The sequence below is a fragment of the Escherichia sp. MOD1-EC5189 genome, from assembly GCF_002966045.1.
Lineage (GTDB): Bacteria > Pseudomonadota > Gammaproteobacteria > Enterobacterales > Enterobacteriaceae > Escherichia > Escherichia coli_F.
Genome location: NZ_PTRX01000005.1, coordinates 163,083 through 179,934 on the forward strand (window position 1 = coordinate 163,083; position 16,852 = coordinate 179,934).

Consider the following 16,852-nt stretch of genomic DNA (forward strand, 5'->3'; position numbering starts at 1 on the left):
TACTTCAAGCTAATTTGCCCCGTGGCACCGCGTTTACCGGACCTACAATATCCTCCCCTGTAGGTCAGATAAGCGAATCACTCCGCAGCGTACCCATAAAAAAACCCCGCCGAAGCAGGGTCTGTGTGAACTAAAATTCACTTAGTGGCGAGCGCGCACCAGCTGATACTTACGTGTCAGATACTCCACCGGTACGCTCCAGATGTGCACCAGACGCGAGAACGGGAACAGCAGGAATAACGTCATCCCCAGCACCAGGTGCAGACGGAAGATAAACGCCACACCATCAAGATGTTGAGAAGCGCCACCATGGAAGGTCACCACCGACTGCGCCCAGCCAACCAGTTTCATCATCTCGCTACCGTCCATATGCTGGGCGGAGAATGGAATGGTCAGCAGGCCCAGTGCGCACTGGATAACCAGCAGCGACAGGATCAGGATGTCCGCTCCGGTAGTCGTTGCACGCACGCGCGGGCTGAACAGGCGGCGTTTTAGCAACAGCACGCCGCCAATCAGACACAGCACGCCGCTGGCACCACCAGCAATCATCGCCATTTTCTGTTTAACTTCAATTGGCAACCACGCTTCATACATCCAGTGCGGCGTCAGCATACCGAAGAAGTGGCCGACAAAAATCCCCAGAATACCGATATGGAACAGGTTCGACGCCAGGTTCATCCCTTTGCGATCCAGCATCTGGCTGGATGCCGCGCGCCAGGTGTACTGCCCGTAGTCATAGCGCAGCCAGCTACCAATCAGGAAGACGGCCCCGGCTATGTACGGGTAGATATCAAAGAAGAACATATTCAGGAATTGCATTAGTGCTGTCCTCCGGTGGTGATATTCAGATATTGCGGCGCGACGGCACCGGCAAAGCGACGCTGATGAGCAGTGATTGCTGAATCACCGCAACCTTTGTCAGCAAAGAACTTAACCTGCTCTTCTTCCCAGACAGCATCCAGCGCCTGTGGCGTATCGTCGCGCGCTTCGTCGGCAATTTTTTCCGCCACTTTGTCGCTGTCGATAGCGGTATTCGCCAGTTTCAGCAGCAGATCAAACAGCACGGCATAACGGCTTTCACGCTGTTGCAGACGTGCGCTCAGCAACGCCAGGATCGGCGCGATGTCTTTCAAACCTTCCACGGCTTCGCTTTGCGGCAACTGCGCCAGGTACTCCAGATACAGCGGCAGATGATCCGGTAATTCGCGGCTGTTCAATTGCAAACCGTGCTGCTCATACTGTGCCAACAAGTCAACCATTGCCTGGCCGCGATCGCGGGATTCACCGTGAACATGCTCAAACAGCAGCAACGACGTGGCGCGACCACGGTCGAACAGTTCGCTGTACTGGGCCTGAGCATCCAGCGGATCCAGCGCTGTTAAATCGCGCAGGAAAATGCCCAGCGCATGGGCATCCTCTTTCGACAGATTTTCCGACGCAGCAATCGCCTCAAACATCTCTTGTTGATGCTGCCATAAGGCAGCATCCGGATATTCAAGGAGACGCGATACAATCACAAGTTCGATCATGGGTGCGGCTCCGTTTTACTGGTCACGTCGATGGCATCGATACGGCGGCTGTTGAACAGATTGAATTTGGTATCTGAACCGTGGCAGCCGTCACCAAAGGTAAAGCCGCAGCCATTTTTCTCCGGGAAGGCTTCCCGCGCCAGTTCACGATGACTGCTCGGCACCACAAAGCGATCTTCATAGTTGGCAATCGCCAGATAACGGTACATCTCCTGTGCCTGAGCTTCGGTCAGACCGACCTCTTCCAGCGCACGGGTATCAACTTTACCGTCAACGGTTTCAGCACGTTTGTAATGACGCATCGCCAGCATACGTTTCAGCGCGCGCAGTACCGGTTTGGTATCACCGGCGGTCAGCAGATTCGCCAGATACTGTACCGGGATACGCAGGCTTTCGACGTCTGGCAAAATACCGTTGCTGCCCAGCTCGCCCGCATCTGCCGCAGACTGAATCGGCGACAGAGGTGGCACATACCAGACCATCGGCAACGTGCGATATTCCGGATGCAGCGGCAGCGCCAGTTTCCATTCCATCGCCATTTTATAAACCGGCGACTGCTGTGCGGCTTCAATAACGCTCAGCGGAATACCGTCTTTAATCGCCTGCTCGATGACTTTCGGATCATTCGGATCGAGGAACACGTCCAGCTGACGCTGGTAGAGATCTTTCTCGTTCTCGGTGCTGGCTGCTCGTTCAATCGCGTCGGCATCGTACAGCAGCACGCCAAGATAACGGATACGACCGACACAGGTTTCAGAGCACACCGTCGGCTGACCGGCTTCAATACGCGGATAGCAGAAGATGCACTTCTCAGACTTACCGCTCTTCCAGTTGAAGTAGATTTTTTTGTACGGGCATCCGGTGATGCACATACGCCAGCCGCGGCATTTGTCCTGGTCGATCAGGACGATGCCATCTTCTTCACGCTTGTAAATCGCACCGCTCGGGCAGGTCGCCACACATGCCGGGTTCAGGCAGTGTTCGCACAGGCGTGGCAAATACATCATGAAGGTGTTTTCGAACTGGCTATACATCGCCTTCTGGATGTTGTCGAAGTTCTTGTCTTTCGCCAGTTTGTCAAACTCGCCGCCCAGGTCATCTTCCCAGTTCGGTCCTTTTTCGATTTTCGCCATCCGTTCGCCGGTAATCAGCGAACGTGGACGGGCAATCGGCTGCGATTTGCTGCCTTCCGGCGCGGTATGCAGGTTCTGATAGTCAAAATCGAACGGCTCGTAATAATCGTCGATCCCCGGCAGATGCGGGTTAGCGAAGATTTTACCCAGCAGCATGGCGCGGTTACCCATGCGCGGTTGCAGTTTGCCGTTGATTTTACGGATCCAGCCGCCTTTGTATTTCTCCTGGTTTTCCCAGTCTGTCGGGAAGCCCTGGCCCGGCTTGGTTTCCACGTTGTTGAACCACGCGTATTCCACGCCTTCACGGCTGGTCCAGACGTTTTTACAGGTCACTGAACAGGTGTGGCAACCGATGCACTTATCCAGATTCAGCACCATGCCGACTTGTGAACGAATTTTCATTTTACGCTCTCCTGTACCTGGTCATTGCCTTCGCCATCTAACCAGTCAATGTTCTTCATCTTACGCACTACAACAAATTCATCGCGGTTAGAACCTACAGTGCCGTAGTAGTTAAAGCCGTATGCCAGATGGGCATAGCCGCCGATCATATGCGTCGGTTTCGGCGTGATACGGGTGACCGAGTTATGAATACCGCCGCGCTGACTGGTGATTTCTGAACCAGGCAGGTTAACGATACGTTCCTGCGCGTGGTACATCATGGTCATCCCTGCCGGAACACGCTGGCTGACAACCGCACGGGCAGTCAGTGCACCGTTGCTGTTGAAGACTTCAATCCAGTCGTTATCGGCGATACCCAGCTCTTTGGCATCGGCTTCACTCAACCAGACTACCGGACCACCGCGACCTAAAGTCAGCATCAGCAGGTTGTCGCTGTAGGTGGAGTGGATACCCCATTTCTGGTGCGGTGTCAGGAAGTTGAGCGCTTTTTCCGGATTACCGTTAGATTTCTGACCCATCACTTCTTTCACCGAACGGGTGTCGATCGGCGGACGATAAACCAGCAGGCTTTCACCGAAATCACGCATCCACTGATGATCCTGATACAGCTGCTGACGGCCAGAGAGCGTACGCCACGGGATCAGCTCGTGAACGTTGGTGTAACCGGCGTTGTAAGAAACATGTTCATCTTCAAGGCCAGACCAGGTCGGGCTGGAGATGATTTTGCGCGGCTGCGCCTGAATGTCACGAAAGCGGATCTTCTCGTCTTCTTTATTCAGCGCCAGATGCGTATGGTCACGACCGGTAAACTCACTCAGGGCAGCCCAGGCTTTCACGGCTACCTGACCATTGGTTTCCGGTGCCAGCGTCAGGATCATCTCTGCCGCATCAATTGCGGTGTTCAGCATCGGCTGGCCTTTTGCCGGACCTTCCGCTTTGGTGTAGTTGAGCTTACGCAGCAGATCCATCTCGCTCTGGGTGTTCCAGGCAATCCCTTTACCGCCGTTACCGATTTTCTCCATCAGCGGACCGATAGAGGTAAAGCGTTCGTAAGTTGCCGGATAATCGCGCTCTACGACCATAATGTGCGGTGCAGTTTTACCTGGGATCAGGTCGCATTCGCCTTTTTTCCAGTCTTTCACATCCAGCGGCTGCGCCAGTTCAGCGGCAGAGTCGTGCTGGATCGGCAGCGTAACGATGTCGGTTTCTTTGCCCAGATGACCAACGCACACTTCGGAGAATTTCTTCGCGATGGCTTTGTAGATTTCCCAGTCGCTTTTCGCTTCCCAGGCCGGATCGACCGCCGCAGACAGCGGGTGAATAAACGGATGCATATCCGAAGTATTCATGTCGTCTTTTTCGTACCAGGTCGCCGTCGGCAAAATGATGTCGGAATAGAGACAGGTGCTCGACAGACGGAAGTCCAGCGTCACCACCAGATCCAGCTTGCCTTCCAGGCCGTTGTCCTGCCAGTCCACTTCTTCCGGCTTCACGCCGCCCTGCTGACCCAGGTCTTTACCCTGGATACCGTGCTCCGTCCCCAGCAGGTACTTGAGCATAAACTCATGACCTTTACCGGAAGAACCGAGCAGGTTAGAACGCCAGATGAACAGGTTACGCGGGTGGTTTTTACCGTTTTCTGGTTGTTCTGCCGCAAAACGGATAGAACCCTCTTTCAGGGATTTCACGGTGTAATCCACCGGATTCATGCCCGCTTTTTCCGCTTCGCGAGCGATAGTTAGCGGGTTAGTGCCTAACTGCGGCGCAGACGGCAGCCAGCCCATACGTTCTGCACGGACGTTAAAGTCGATCAGATGTCCGGTATAACGGGATTTATCCGCCATCGGCGACAACAACTCTTCTGCGGTCACGGTTTCATAACGCCACTGGCTGGAGTGGTTATAGAAATAAGAGGTGCTGTTCATGTGACGCGCCGGACGCTGCCAGTCAAGAGCAAACGCCAGCGGCTGCCAGCCGGTTTGCGGACGCAGTTTTTCCTGACCTACATAGTGCGCCCAGCCGCCACCGCTCTGACCTACACAGCCGCAGAAAATCAGCATGTTGATCAGACCACGATAGTTCATATCGAGGTGATACCAGTGGTTCAGCCCCGCACCGACGATAATCATCGAACGACCGTGCGTCTTGTCAGCGTTATCGGCAAATTCACGGGCGATGCGAATAATCTGGCTGCGAGAAACGCCGGTAATCTGCTCGGCCCACGCAGGGGTGTAAGCTTTCACATCGTCATAGCTGGTTGCACAGTTAACGTCGTTCAGGCCACGTTCCAGACCATAGTTTGCCAGCGTCAGATCATAAACGGTGGTCACCAGTGCGGTGCTGCCATCAGCCAGTTGCAAGCGTTTCACCGGCAGCTTGTGCAGCAGCACGTTTTCCAGTTCCACTTTGTTGAAGTGTTCCGTGCCGTCGCCACCAAAGTATGGGAAGCCCACTTCAGCGATCTCATCCTGGCTACCCAGCAGGCTCAGTTGCAGCTCGGTTTCTTCGCCAGTTTTGCCGTCGCGCTGCTCCAGATTCCATTTGCCCTTCTCGCCCCAGCGGAAGCCAATAGAACCGTTCGGCGCAACCATTTCGCCATTGGTATTAAAGGCGACTGTTTTCCATTCCGGATTGTTTTCCTGGCCCAGCGCATCCACCAGATCAGCAGCGCGCAGCATACGACCCGCAGCGTAGTAACCGTCGCGCTCTTCCAGCATCACCAGCATTGGCATGTCGGTATAACGACGCACATAGTCGGTGAAATACTGGCTTGGGTTGTCGAGGTGGAATTCACGCAGCATCACGTGGCCCATCGCCAGCGCCATTGCTGCGTCGGTGCCCTGCTTCGGTGCCAGCCACAGATCGCACAGTTTGGCGATTTCAGCGTAGTCCGGCGTGACGGCAACGGTTTTGGTGCCTTTGTAGCGCACTTCAGTAAAGAAGTGAGCATCCGGGGTACGCGTCTGCGGCACGTTAGAGCCCCAGGCGATGATGTAGCTGGAGTTGTACCAGTCAGCGGATTCCGGTACGTCAGTCTGCTCACCCCAGGTTTGTGGAGATGCAGGAGGCAGGTCGCAGTACCAGTCGTAGAAGCTTAAGCAAGTACCGCCAATCAGCGAAAGATAGCGAGCACCCGATGCGTAAGAAACCATCGACATTGCCGGAATTGGCGAGAAGCCAGCGACGCGGTCCGGGCCGTAGTTTTTGATGGTGTAAACGTTAGAGGCGGCGATCAGTTCGTTCACTTCCTGCCAGGAAGAACGAACAAAACCACCACGTCCACGCGCTTGTTTAAAGCTTTTCGCTTTATCGGCGTCTTCAATGATAGAAGCCCATGCCTCAACCGGATCGCTATGCTGCGCCTTCGCTTCACGCCACATTTTCATCAGGCGTTTGCGCATCATCGGATATTTCAGACGGTTGGCGCTATAGAGATACCAGGAGTAGCTGGCACCGCGCGGGCAGCCGCGAGGTTCATGGTTTGGCAGATCCGGACGGGTACGCGGATAGTCAGTTTGCTGGGTTTCCCAAGTCACCAGACCGTTTTTAACGTAGATTTTCCAGCTGCAGGAGCCGGTGCAGTTTACCCCATGGGTAGAGCGGACGATTTTGTCATGCTGCCAACGCTGGCGATATCCATCCTCCCAGTCACGGTTGGTATTGAGAAGCTGGCCATGCCCATCGGCAAAGGTTTCGCCCTTCTGTTTGAAGTAGCGAAACCGGTCCAGGAATTTACTCATCGGTTTTCTCCTGTGGGAGCCTGTCGGCTCTCTGATAAATCGACATTGCTAATGTTTAAGGGCAAGGTAACGCTCTGAAACAGCGTGGGAATTGATAACGATCAAGAGTGATGGGGATGAAAAATAAAGTAAATTCCTAAGATACCCCTTTAGGATAATTAACAGTTACAGCATAAAAGACTGTAAATTAAGGCATTTTATACCTGTAGTTATTTAAACTATTAAGAATTTTATGCAGATGGGTATTAAGGAGTATTCCCCATGGGTAACATATTAATGGCTCTTAATGAAATCCGGCGAAATAAGCCATATAACATTAGTATGTTGTAACTAAATGATGCATAAAAAAAGCGCGACATCATGCCGCGCAAAGGATAATCAAATATTAAGATTTATTTTTTAGAATGCCGACCATATACCGCCCAGGTAATCACTACGCAGGCGATATAGAAAATCAAAAATACTTTCATTGCGCCGACTGGCGAACCCGTTAATGCCAGCGAGCTACCGAACGCTTTCGGGATAAAGAAGCCACCAATCGCGCCAATCGCAGAGATGAAACCCAGCGCAGCCGCCGTGTCGGTTGCCGCTTCACGCATCGCACGTTCGTCAGAACCCCCTTCTGCTTTCACGCGATCCATTGTCAGTTTACGGAAGATCACGGAAATCATCTGGAAAGTGGAACCACTACCCAGCCCAGCTGTCAGGAACAGCGCCAGGAAGACTGCGAAGAACGCCATGAAGCTTCCGCCCTGTCCGTCAGTCGGTAAGGTCAGGAACAGCAGGCCGCTGAAAATCGCCATCAGGATAAAGTTCACCAGTGTGACACGAGTTCCGCCCAGACGGTCAGATAATGCACCACCTGCAGAACGCGCCAGCGCACCAATAAACGGCCCGAAGAAAGCGTATTGCAGAATCTGAACATCCGGGAACTGCGTTTTTGACAGCATCGCAAAGCCCGCGGAGAAGCCGATGAAGGAGCCGAAGGTTGCCAGATACAGCAGGCTCATAATCCACAGATGACCCCGTTTGAGTACCGGCAACTGCTCCTTGATGGAGGCTTTCGAGGTAGCAAGATCGTTCATGCCAAACCACGCCGCAATTGTGAAGATGGCAAGGAACGGCACCCATACCCAGGACGCATTCGCCAGATACAGCTCAGTCCCATCCGGCTGTTTGACACCCTGGCTACCAAATACTGCGAAAATCGACAGTGATACCACCAGCGGAGCAACCAACTGCATGACGCTGACGCCCATGTTGCCCAGACCACCATTCAGACCCAGCGCGCCACCCTGCTTCTGTTTCGGAAAGAAGAAGCTGATGTTTGCCATACTGGATGCGAAGTTCGCGCCAGCAAAGCCGCACAGCAGAGAGATGATGATGAAGACGCTATAAGGCGTGGAGGTATCCTGCACGGCAAAACCCAGCCAGACGCAAGGAATAATCAGAATACCGGTGCTGAACGCTGTCCAGCGACGACCACCGAAGATAGGAACCATAAAGGAGTATGGAACACGTAACAACGCGCCAGAAACCGAAGGCAGCGCCGTCAACATAAATAGCTGATCGGTCGTAAAATTAAAACCGACTTTCGGTAAGTTCACCGCAACAGCACTGAATAACATCCATACGCAAAACGCCAGCAGCAGACAGGGAACGGAAATCCACAGGTTGCGGCTGGCAATACGTTGACCGCGTTTTTGCCAGAACGCAGGATCTTCCGGTCGCCAATCTGTAATGACAGCTCCAGTAGCCCTTTCGGGGGCGGATGAGTGACTCATAGACACCTCTGATACTCGTTTCGATGTCTGCCACCTTAGTGTCTGTAGCTAAAGGCAATTTGATGTAAATCAAACGATAAGATAACTTTATCTATCATTGATATTTATCATTACCCATAGTGAGTACAGTGATTTCATAAAAATTATGAGATTTTTCACGGTGCTGTAAAATCCCTACCCTTACCGATGTAAAGCGACTTACCACGCGGCAAATAAGGAGTAACTCTTTCCGGGTATGGGTATACTTCAGCCAATAGCCGAGAATACTGCCATTCCAGAATGTATCGTCACATTCATTAAGGTTATTGCTCATTTAAAGCCTGAAGGAAGAGGTTTGCATGCTTAAACGTTGTCTCTCTCCGCTCACCCTGGTTAATCAGGTTGCGCTTATTGTGTTGCTTTCTACTGCTATTGGACTGGCGGGGATGGCGGTTTCTGGCTGGCTGGTACAAGGCGTTCAGGGCAGCGCCCATGCGATCAACAAAGCGGGATCGCTGCGCATGCAAAGTTACCGTCTGTTGGCGGCAGTGCCATTAAGCGAGAAAGACAAGCCCTTAATTAAAGAGATGGAACAAACGGCATTTAGCGCCGAGTTAACCCGAGCAGCAGAACGAGACGGACAACTGGCGCAACTACAGGGTTTACAAGATTACTGGCGTAATGAACTGATCCCTGCGCTGCTGCGTGCACAAAACCGCAAAACGGTGTCAGCGGATGTCAGCCAGTTTGTTGCCGGGCTTGATCAACTGGTATCTGGTTTTGACCGCACCACGGAAATGCGCATTGAGACAGTGGTGCTGGTCCATCGGGTAATGGCGGTATTTATGGCACTTTTACTGGTGTTCACTATTATCTGGTTGCGGGCGCGACTGCTACAACCGTGGCGGCAGTTGTTGGCAATGGCGAGTGCCGTCAGCCATCGCGATTTTACCCAACGCGCGAACATCAGCGGGCGCAACGAAATGGCTATGCTTGGAACTGCGTTGAACAATATGTCTGCAGAACTGGCGGAAAGTTACGCCGTACTTGAGCAGCGGGTTCAGGAGAAAACCGCCGGGCTGGAACATAAAAATCAGATCCTCTCTTTTTTATGGCAGGCCAATCGCCGTTTGCATTCCCGCGCCCCGCTGTGTGAACGCCTGTCACCTGTACTCAACGGCTTACAGAATTTAACCCTGCTACGTGATATCGAACTGCGGGTGTATGACACTGATGATGAAGAGAATCATCAGGAGTTTACCTGCCAGCCAGATATGACCTGCGATGATAAAGGCTGTCAGCTCTGCCCGCGCGGTGTACTCCCCGTTGGCGATCGCGGCACAACCCTGAAGTGGCGGCTGGCTGACTCTCATACGCAGTACGGTATTTTGCTGGCAACCCTGCCGCAGGGGCGTCATCTTAGTCATGATCAACAACAACTGGTGGATACCCTGGTTGAACAACTCACCGCCACGCTTGCGCTGGATCGCCATCAGGAACGTCAGCAACAGTTGATCGTGATGGAAGAGCGTGCCACCATTGCGCGCGAACTGCATGATTCTATTGCCCAATCTCTCTCTTGCATGAAGATGCAGGTGAGTTGTTTACAGATGCAGGGCGATGCGCTGCCAGAAAGCAGCCGCGAACTGTTAAGTCAGATCCGTAACGAACTGAATGCATCCTGGGCGCAGTTGCGTGAATTGCTCACCACATTCCGCTTGCAGCTCACCGAGCCTGGATTACGTCCGGCGCTGGAGGCGAGTTGCGAAGAGTACAGCGCCAGGTTTGGCTTCCCGGTGAAGCTGGATTATCAATTGCCGCCTCGTCTGGTGCCTTCGCATCAGGCAATCCATCTGTTGCAAATTGCCCGTGAGGCATTAAGTAACGCCCTCAAACATTCGCAAGCGAGTGAGGTCGTGGTGACAGTGGCACAAAACGATAATCAGGTCAAACTGACCGTCCAGGATAACGGCTGCGGCGTGCCTGAAAATGCCATCCGCAGCAATCACTACGGCATGATAATAATGCGCGACCGTGCGCAAAGTTTACGGGGCGATTGCCGCGTCCGCCGTCGTGAATCAGGTGGCACCGAAGTGGTGGTCACCTTTATTCCCGAAAAAACTTTCACAGACGTCCAAGGAGATACCCATGAGTAATCAGGAACCGGCTACTATCCTGCTGATTGACGATCACCCGATGCTGCGAACTGGCGTAAAACAGCTTATCAGTATGGCACCAGATATCACCGTGGTTGGCGAAGCGAGTAATGGCGAACAGGGTATTGAACTGGCGGAGTCTCTTGATCCCGATTTGATCTTGTTAGATCTCAATATGCCCGGCATGAACGGTCTGGAAACGCTGGATAAACTGCGCGAAAAGTCCCTCTCCGGGCGCATTGTGGTATTCAGCGTCTCTAATCATGAAGAAGATGTGGTCACCGCACTGAAACGCGGCGCGGATGGCTATCTGTTAAAAGATATGGAACCGGAAGATCTGCTGAAAGCATTGCATCAGGCAGCTGCTGGCGAAATGGTATTAAGCGAAGCATTAACGCCTGTTCTGGCCGCCAGCTTGCGCGCTAACCGTGCCACTACTGAACGCGATGTTAACCAGTTAACCCCACGCGAGCGCGATATTCTCAAGCTGATTGCCCAGGGTTTGCCGAACAAGATGATTGCCCGCCGCCTGGACATCACCGAAAGCACAGTAAAAGTGCACGTCAAGCACATGCTGAAGAAAATGAAGCTCAAGTCTCGCGTGGAAGCAGCAGTATGGGTGCATCAGGAGCGCATTTTCTGATTACGGTTCCCAGCGCAGTTCGTCGTTTGACAATGCGTCGAACGGTTCGACAAGCGTTAGCGTGATCTCATTGGAGGAGACACGCTGCCCCTGGTTATCTTCCACCACCACCGACAATCGCCAGTGATTGCTCGCCCCTTCCCCGTTCTGCCAGTCAGGCATGATCAGCGTCCAGCCCTCCACGCTGCTGGCTTGTGCGCCCGGCGTCAAACTTAATATCTGCGTATCGCCCTGCCAAATCAGTTGCCGAATACCGTAACGACTGCGGATTTGTAATTTCAGCGGCACTGTTTCGCCAGGTTTTAGATCCCACGGAGGTGTCGCCAGAAACACCGTTAACGTTTTTCGCTGTCGGTACTCAAGAGTCGGTAGATTATTTCGCTGCGGATTGTCATAGCGACTACCACGTAACGACTGACTTTCGGCAACCTCGCCCGCAGAAAGTTGTTTTTTGAGCGGTACACCAAAGCGGTAGTTAAGATTCAGCCCGAGGTTATTTTGATTCTCGCCACTTTCACCCTGTTTATGCTGGGCCGTCACAGTGACTAAGGGCACAGGGGTGTAATTTAATCCCAGACTCAATGCGACGGGATTGTGATAACCCGTACCAGAGTTAAACAAATCAACACGATCACCAAAATACTGTTCTACGCTGACACTGGTATTGAGGTGTTGATAGAACGGCATGCGCATCCGGGCTGTCAGGTCGTACCCGCGCGCCATCCGTTGTTCCTGCGTGGCTGTCTGTTCATGCCATGCAGCAAACGGCTGATAAAAGTTTGCCGATAGTCGCAAATATTCGCCCCACGCTTCGGCACCAAAGCCCGCTCGCTGAAGATTTTCGTCCAGCAAGTTGTCATAAAAAGTGTTATAACCCACCAGCCAGTTGCCGCGCGCCCAGCGTTGCCCAACGCCCACATTGCTCACCAACCCATCATCCTGCTGAGTAAGAGCAAGCTGGCTCCAGGTGAGATAACGATCATTATCTTGTAACGGCACAAACCAGCTTCCACGACTGCCGGTGAAATGTCCTTCGTTATCCACTTTGACGTCAACACTGGCATTTCCCCACGGTGATAGCCAGGACTCTACGTGCTGATTAACCTGTTGACTAAGCGCGTCGCGGACTTTTCCCAATGCGAAAGCTTTTGCCTGCTCGCCAGTATCCAGCCCGTTATCATTCATACTGGTTACGCCGAAATCTTTCACAATTTCAGCAAAGTGTTTTTCCCCATCATGATTTTCAGGTGCCATGCCTAAATCCGGCAGACCATCATTGTTATTATCAAAGGGATTTGCCGCTTTTTGTTCGAAGGTAGATTGTGCGTTAGCTGTACCGCCTGCTATAAGCAAGAGTAAATAAAACGGGGTAATGCGAGAAACGAAACGGCTCAAAACGTCGGTAACTTCCAGTAAAAATGAACAACCATAGCCTTAAAGAATAACGATTACAGGCAATTTTTGTCGTATTTTCTCGCGCTTTCCGGAAAATCCTTAAAAATGTGACTGATTGGTCAGACGGTGCAGAAGCAGTAAGATAGAAGATCAGTGTCTAATTCCCTGAATACAGGAGTAAATAATGCAAAAAATCGTGATCGTTGCTAATGGCGCACCTTACGGGAGCGAATCCTTGTTTAACAGCTTACGGCTGGCCATTGCGCTACGAGAGCAGGAGAGCAACCTGGATCTGCGTCTGTTCCTGATGTCTGATGCGGTCACAGCCGGGTTGCGCGGGCAAAAACCAGGGGAAGGCTACAACATTCAGCAAATGCTGGAGATCCTTACCGCTCAGAATGTACCGGTGAAATTGTGCAAAACCTGTACCGACGGGCGCGGGATTAGTACACTTCCTCTGATTGATGGGGTGGAAATCGGTACTCTTGTGGAACTGGCGCAATGGACGCTGTCAGCCGATAAAGTGCTCACATTTTAATGTTTGAGGGGGCGTCTGACGCCCCACTATGAGGGAAGTTTACTCAGGCGAATCCCGGCCGTAACACACCATCCGGATAATTCTCCGCCAGCAGTGTTTTTACCGATACCAGCAAATCATTCAGCCCATCGTCCTGCATTCCCAGTTTGATAAGCTCCTGTTCCAGTGAAAACAGGTATTGTGCGTTGGTTCCCAGTGGACCGCTCGCCGCCGCAATCAACGGCGCGATGACCTGAGCGCGAGTGTCAGATTCATATTCTGGATGTCGCGGGTCCATAATAAACACAATGGCGTTTACTATGCGTCCATCATCAAGATCAAGCTGACACCAGGTTGGCAGATAACAGCCGGTAATCATCTCGCGCTTCCACAACAGGGTTAGTTCCTGCTCCAGCGTCTCTTCTGGCAATCGATAGGCGACGCCTGTGGTGCGTCCGCCCTCTTTCAGTGCAAGCATCCGTCCCGGCTGGTGCGCAGTCCCGCGCCCGGCGGTCAGGCGCAGGCAAAACGCGCGATGCCATCCAACCAGTGTACCGGTGCACGACTCGGTAAACTCCAGTGCTGGATTCCACATCAACGATCCATAACCGAAGATCCACACCGGTCCCTCATCAGGTCGACAAGCCAGCGTCGCCGCCAGCGAAGCCGCCCGTTGCTCTGCTGACCATAAGAGTGATTCTTCAATGGCACCAAATGCCGTTTTACAATCGGCATTCATCAAGAAATCACGCGTTATCACCTTACACCTCCGCCACTGCATACTTCCCTGCGACAACTTTTTGGTGTCTTCCGGACATTTCACTGCTCATTTTGAAACCATTAACGGGACAATATGCAATCCACGGACCACTTGCAAGGCAACAACGCACGAATAGCTTTAACTAAGCTACCGGTTTTACGATTTTTTATGCCATTTATCATCATCCCCTTTGGCATATTCATGCTTCACAGCAGCCCAGGCCACTTTATGCGCGGTTTCTTCGCGACTGGCGTCATCACGCCGATCTTCTTTATCTTTATATTGATCCCATGCGCTGTTGAACGCTTCTTTATAGATATCCTGAGCATGAGACGGTAGCACGTGCTTTACGCTTTCCGGCAGATCGCTTTTCGTTTTATACGGCATCGTTGACTCCTTTTACAAAGTTGAACATTAAGTGTGGTCAACAATATCCACTCTTGCCAAAACATAAGAATTTTCATGTCAGACTCTTCTTAAGAAACGCTAAAACAAACATTATCTAAACGCATTGCTTAATTTTTATGGCCCGATGAGTAAAAAATCGACAGCGGGGTAAAAATTCGTAAAATGTTACCGATATCCAGACACTTTCTGTTATTTTTCCTACCTATTTTTTACATTTTCGATAAATTCATCTGCAAAGGGATAACCATAATGTCAAATGCTCAAGAGGCGGTAAAAACCCGCCACAAGGAGACTTCGCTTATTTTCCCGGTTCTGGCGCTGGTAGTGCTGTTCCTGTGGGGAAGCAGCCAGACACTACCAGTGGTCATTGCCATCAACCTTCTTGCTCTTATTGGTATTTTAAGTAGCGCCTTTAGTGTTGTCCGTCATGCGGACGTATTAGCCCATCGCCTGGGAGAACCTTACGGTTCGCTTATTCTTAGCCTTTCAGTGGTTATTCTTGAAGTCAGTTTGATTTCAGCTCTAATGGCAACTGGCGACGCCGCGCCGACGCTAATGCGTGATACGCTCTATTCAATCATTATGATTGTTACCGGTGGACTGGTTGGCTTTTCATTATTGTTGGGCGGACGTAAGTTTGCTACCCAATATATGAATCTGTTTGGTATCAAGCAGTATTTAATTGCGCTGTTCCCCCTGGCGATAATCGTACTGGTATTTCCAATGGCTCTGCCTGCGGCGAATTTTTCAACCGGTCAGGCGTTACTGGTAGCATTAATTTCTGCGGCAATGTATGGCGTATTTTTGCTGATCCAGACCAAAACGCATCAAAGTTTATTTGTCTACGAGCACGAAGATGACAGTGATGATGACGACCCGCACCACGGTAAACCGTCTGCCCATAGCAGCCTGTGGCATGCTATCTGGTTGATTGTCCATCTGATTGCCGTTATTGCAGTCACCAAAATGAACGCCAGCCCGCTGGAGACATTGCTCGACAGCATGAATGCCCCTGTCGCCTTTACTGGCTTCCTGGTGGCTCTGTTGATTCTGTCGCCGGAAGGTTTAGGTGCGTTAAAAGCAGTGTTGAACAACCAGGTCCAGCGCGCGATGAATCTGTTCTTTGGTTCAGTGTTAGCAACCATTTCGCTTACCGTACCTGTCGTCACGCTAATTGCCTTTATGACGGGTAACGAATTGCACTTTGCACTTGGTGCGCCAGAAATGGTGGTGATGGTGGCCTCTTTAGTGCTGTGCCATATCTCCTTCTCCACCGGACGTACTAACGTGCTCAATGGCGCAGCGCATCTGGCACTGTTTGCCGCCTATTTGATGACGATATTTGCCTGACAGTTATATCTCCTCCGATGACAGAAATCGGGGGAGATAATATAAATTCCTGCTTATTGTATTTCTTCATACTACCTGAACAGGTCGTTAATCAGAATTGCGAGCCTGTACCACAACCTGCACGAAACCACTGCAACAGCTGTTGAAAAGCCGGAATGTACTCTTTATTGCAAACATTTCAGGGATGAAGTGAAGATGAATTGAGACGTAATATCCACACCAAGCCGGCGTTATCCGGTGAGGCGCAATGTTGCGGGGGCTTTATCCCTGGTGGCATTGGTTGCTGGAAAGAGAAAACCCCCGCACGTTGAGAGGTACAACCTGACAACAGAACGGGGGCTAATCTTGAAACCAGACACTTCAAGAATAGCCGCAAAATGTTGTCATTACAACAAGGCGGCTATATGACGCTCGCGCAGTTTGCCATGATTTTCTGGCACGACCTGGCGGCACCGATCCTGGCGGGGATTTTTACCGCAGTGATTGTCAGCTGGTGGCGTAACCGGAAGTAAGGTGAAAACGGGCTTCAGGCTGCCGTGATGGCAATATGCGCCCGAAACCGGCCGCAGGGGTAACAGCCTGCGGCCCTTTTTGTCTTTATCTCTTCTGCAAGTAAATATTGGCAACCCGAGCTGGAAGCATCATCCAGAGCACTCATGAAACGACTGTAACAGCTGTTGAAAAACCGGAATGCACTCTTCATTGCAAACATTTCAGGGATGAAGTGAAGATGAATTGAGACGTAGTATCCACACCAAGCCGGAGTTATCCGGTGAGGCGCAATGTTGCGGGGGCTCTATCCCTGGTGGCATTGGTTGCTGGAAAGAGAAAACCCCCGCACGTTGAGAGGTACAACCTGACAACAGAACGGGGGCTAATCTTGAAACCAGACACTTCAAGAATAGCCGCAAAATGTTGTCATTACAACAAGGCGGCTATATGACGCTCGCGCAGTTTGCCATGATTTTCTGGCACGACCTGGCAGCACCGATCCTGGCGGGAATTATTACCGCAGTGATTGTCAGCTGGTGGCGTAACCGGAAGTAAGGTGAAAAC

14 protein-coding genes are annotated in these 16,852 nt (G+C 51.8%); 6 read left to right on the forward strand and 8 right to left on the reverse strand.

Annotation, left to right across the window (positions count from 1 at the left end; all coding sequences use genetic code 11):
• Nucleotides 1–141 precede the first annotated feature (141 nt).
• The 5 genes from narI to narK form a co-directional block, all read right to left on the reverse strand.
• On the reverse strand, nucleotides 142–819 hold the full coding sequence (gene narI, locus ATB02_RS06090; RefSeq protein ID WP_001160117.1) for a respiratory nitrate reductase subunit gamma: 678 nt from the start codon (nucleotides 817–819) through the stop codon (nucleotides 142–144).
• Nucleotides 819–1,529, reverse strand: a complete 711-nt coding sequence (gene narJ, locus ATB02_RS06095; protein WP_000571676.1) for a nitrate reductase molybdenum cofactor assembly chaperone — start codon at nucleotides 1,527–1,529, stop codon at nucleotides 819–821. Before narJ ends, narI begins: the two co-directional genes overlap by 1 nt.
• A complete protein-coding gene (gene narH / locus ATB02_RS06100) occupies nucleotides 1,526–3,064 on the reverse strand; it encodes a nitrate reductase subunit beta (protein WP_000702650.1) in 1,539 nt (512 codons plus the stop codon). Before narH ends, narJ begins: the two co-directional genes overlap by 4 nt.
• Nucleotides 3,061–6,804 (reverse strand): nitrate reductase subunit alpha, encoded by a 3,744-nt coding sequence (locus tag ATB02_RS06105; protein ID WP_000032985.1) that lies wholly within the window; start codon nucleotides 6,802–6,804, stop codon nucleotides 3,061–3,063. The genes narH and ATB02_RS06105 overlap by 4 nt, the downstream gene beginning before the upstream one ends.
• 392 nt (nucleotides 6,805–7,196) lie before the next feature.
• Nucleotides 7,197–8,588, reverse strand: a complete 1,392-nt coding sequence (narK, locus tag ATB02_RS06110) for a nitrate transporter NarK (protein ID WP_105271248.1) — start codon at nucleotides 8,586–8,588, stop codon at nucleotides 7,197–7,199.
• Between the two features lie 338 nt (nucleotides 8,589–8,926).
• Here narK and narX point away from each other — a divergent pair, with 338 nt between their 5' ends.
• The gene (narX, locus tag ATB02_RS06120; RefSeq protein WP_000918048.1) at nucleotides 8,927–10,723 is read left to right on the forward strand and encodes a nitrate/nitrite two-component system sensor histidine kinase NarX; all 1,797 of its coding nucleotides are present in this window, start codon (nucleotides 8,927–8,929) and stop codon (nucleotides 10,721–10,723) included.
• Nucleotides 10,716–11,366: a two-component system response regulator NarL gene (gene narL / locus ATB02_RS06125; RefSeq protein ID WP_000070491.1), complete on the forward strand. Its 651-nt coding sequence runs from the start codon at nucleotides 10,716–10,718 to the stop codon at nucleotides 11,364–11,366. Before narX ends, narL begins: the two co-directional genes overlap by 8 nt.
• Here narL and ychO read toward each other — a convergent pair whose 3' ends face one another.
• On the reverse strand, nucleotides 11,367–12,761 hold the full coding sequence (ychO, locus tag ATB02_RS06130) for an inverse autotransporter invasin YchO (protein ID WP_105271249.1): 1,395 nt from the start codon (nucleotides 12,759–12,761) through the stop codon (nucleotides 11,367–11,369).
• Between the two features lie 184 nt (nucleotides 12,762–12,945).
• Here ychO and ychN point away from each other — a divergent pair, with 184 nt between their 5' ends.
• Nucleotides 12,946–13,299, forward strand: a complete 354-nt coding sequence (ychN, locus tag ATB02_RS06135; protein WP_001169669.1) for a DsrE/F sulfur relay family protein YchN — start codon at nucleotides 12,946–12,948, stop codon at nucleotides 13,297–13,299.
• 43 nt (nucleotides 13,300–13,342) lie between these two features.
• Here the strand turns inward: ychN and chaC are convergent, their stop codons facing one another.
• Nucleotides 13,343–14,038 carry a glutathione-specific gamma-glutamylcyclotransferase gene (gene chaC / locus ATB02_RS06140; protein ID WP_105271250.1) on the reverse strand — a complete coding sequence of 232 codons (696 nt, stop codon included), beginning with the start codon at nucleotides 14,036–14,038 and terminating at the stop codon, nucleotides 13,343–13,345.
• A 156-nt stretch (nucleotides 14,039–14,194) separates the two neighbouring features.
• Nucleotides 14,195–14,425 carry a putative cation transport regulator ChaB gene (gene chaB / locus ATB02_RS06145; protein ID WP_001146444.1) on the reverse strand — a complete coding sequence of 77 codons (231 nt, stop codon included), beginning with the start codon at nucleotides 14,423–14,425 and terminating at the stop codon, nucleotides 14,195–14,197.
• A 270-nt stretch (nucleotides 14,426–14,695) separates the two neighbouring features.
• On the opposite strand from chaB, the gene chaA reads away from it, so the two are divergent.
• From chaA to ATB02_RS06165, 3 genes are all read left to right on the forward strand, one after another.
• Nucleotides 14,696–15,796: a sodium-potassium/proton antiporter ChaA gene (gene chaA / locus ATB02_RS06150; protein WP_105271251.1), complete on the forward strand. Its 1,101-nt coding sequence runs from the start codon at nucleotides 14,696–14,698 to the stop codon at nucleotides 15,794–15,796.
• A gap of 404 nt (nucleotides 15,797–16,200) precedes the next feature.
• Nucleotides 16,201–16,308, forward strand: a complete 108-nt coding sequence (locus ATB02_RS26055; protein ID WP_123059834.1) for a type I toxin-antitoxin system toxin Ldr family protein — start codon at nucleotides 16,201–16,203, stop codon at nucleotides 16,306–16,308.
• 427 nt (nucleotides 16,309–16,735) lie between these two features.
• Complete coding sequence (locus ATB02_RS06165; protein WP_000170956.1) at nucleotides 16,736–16,843, forward strand: type I toxin-antitoxin system toxin Ldr family protein; 108 nt, start codon at nucleotides 16,736–16,738, stop codon at nucleotides 16,841–16,843.
• Nucleotides 16,844–16,852 lie beyond the last annotated feature (9 nt).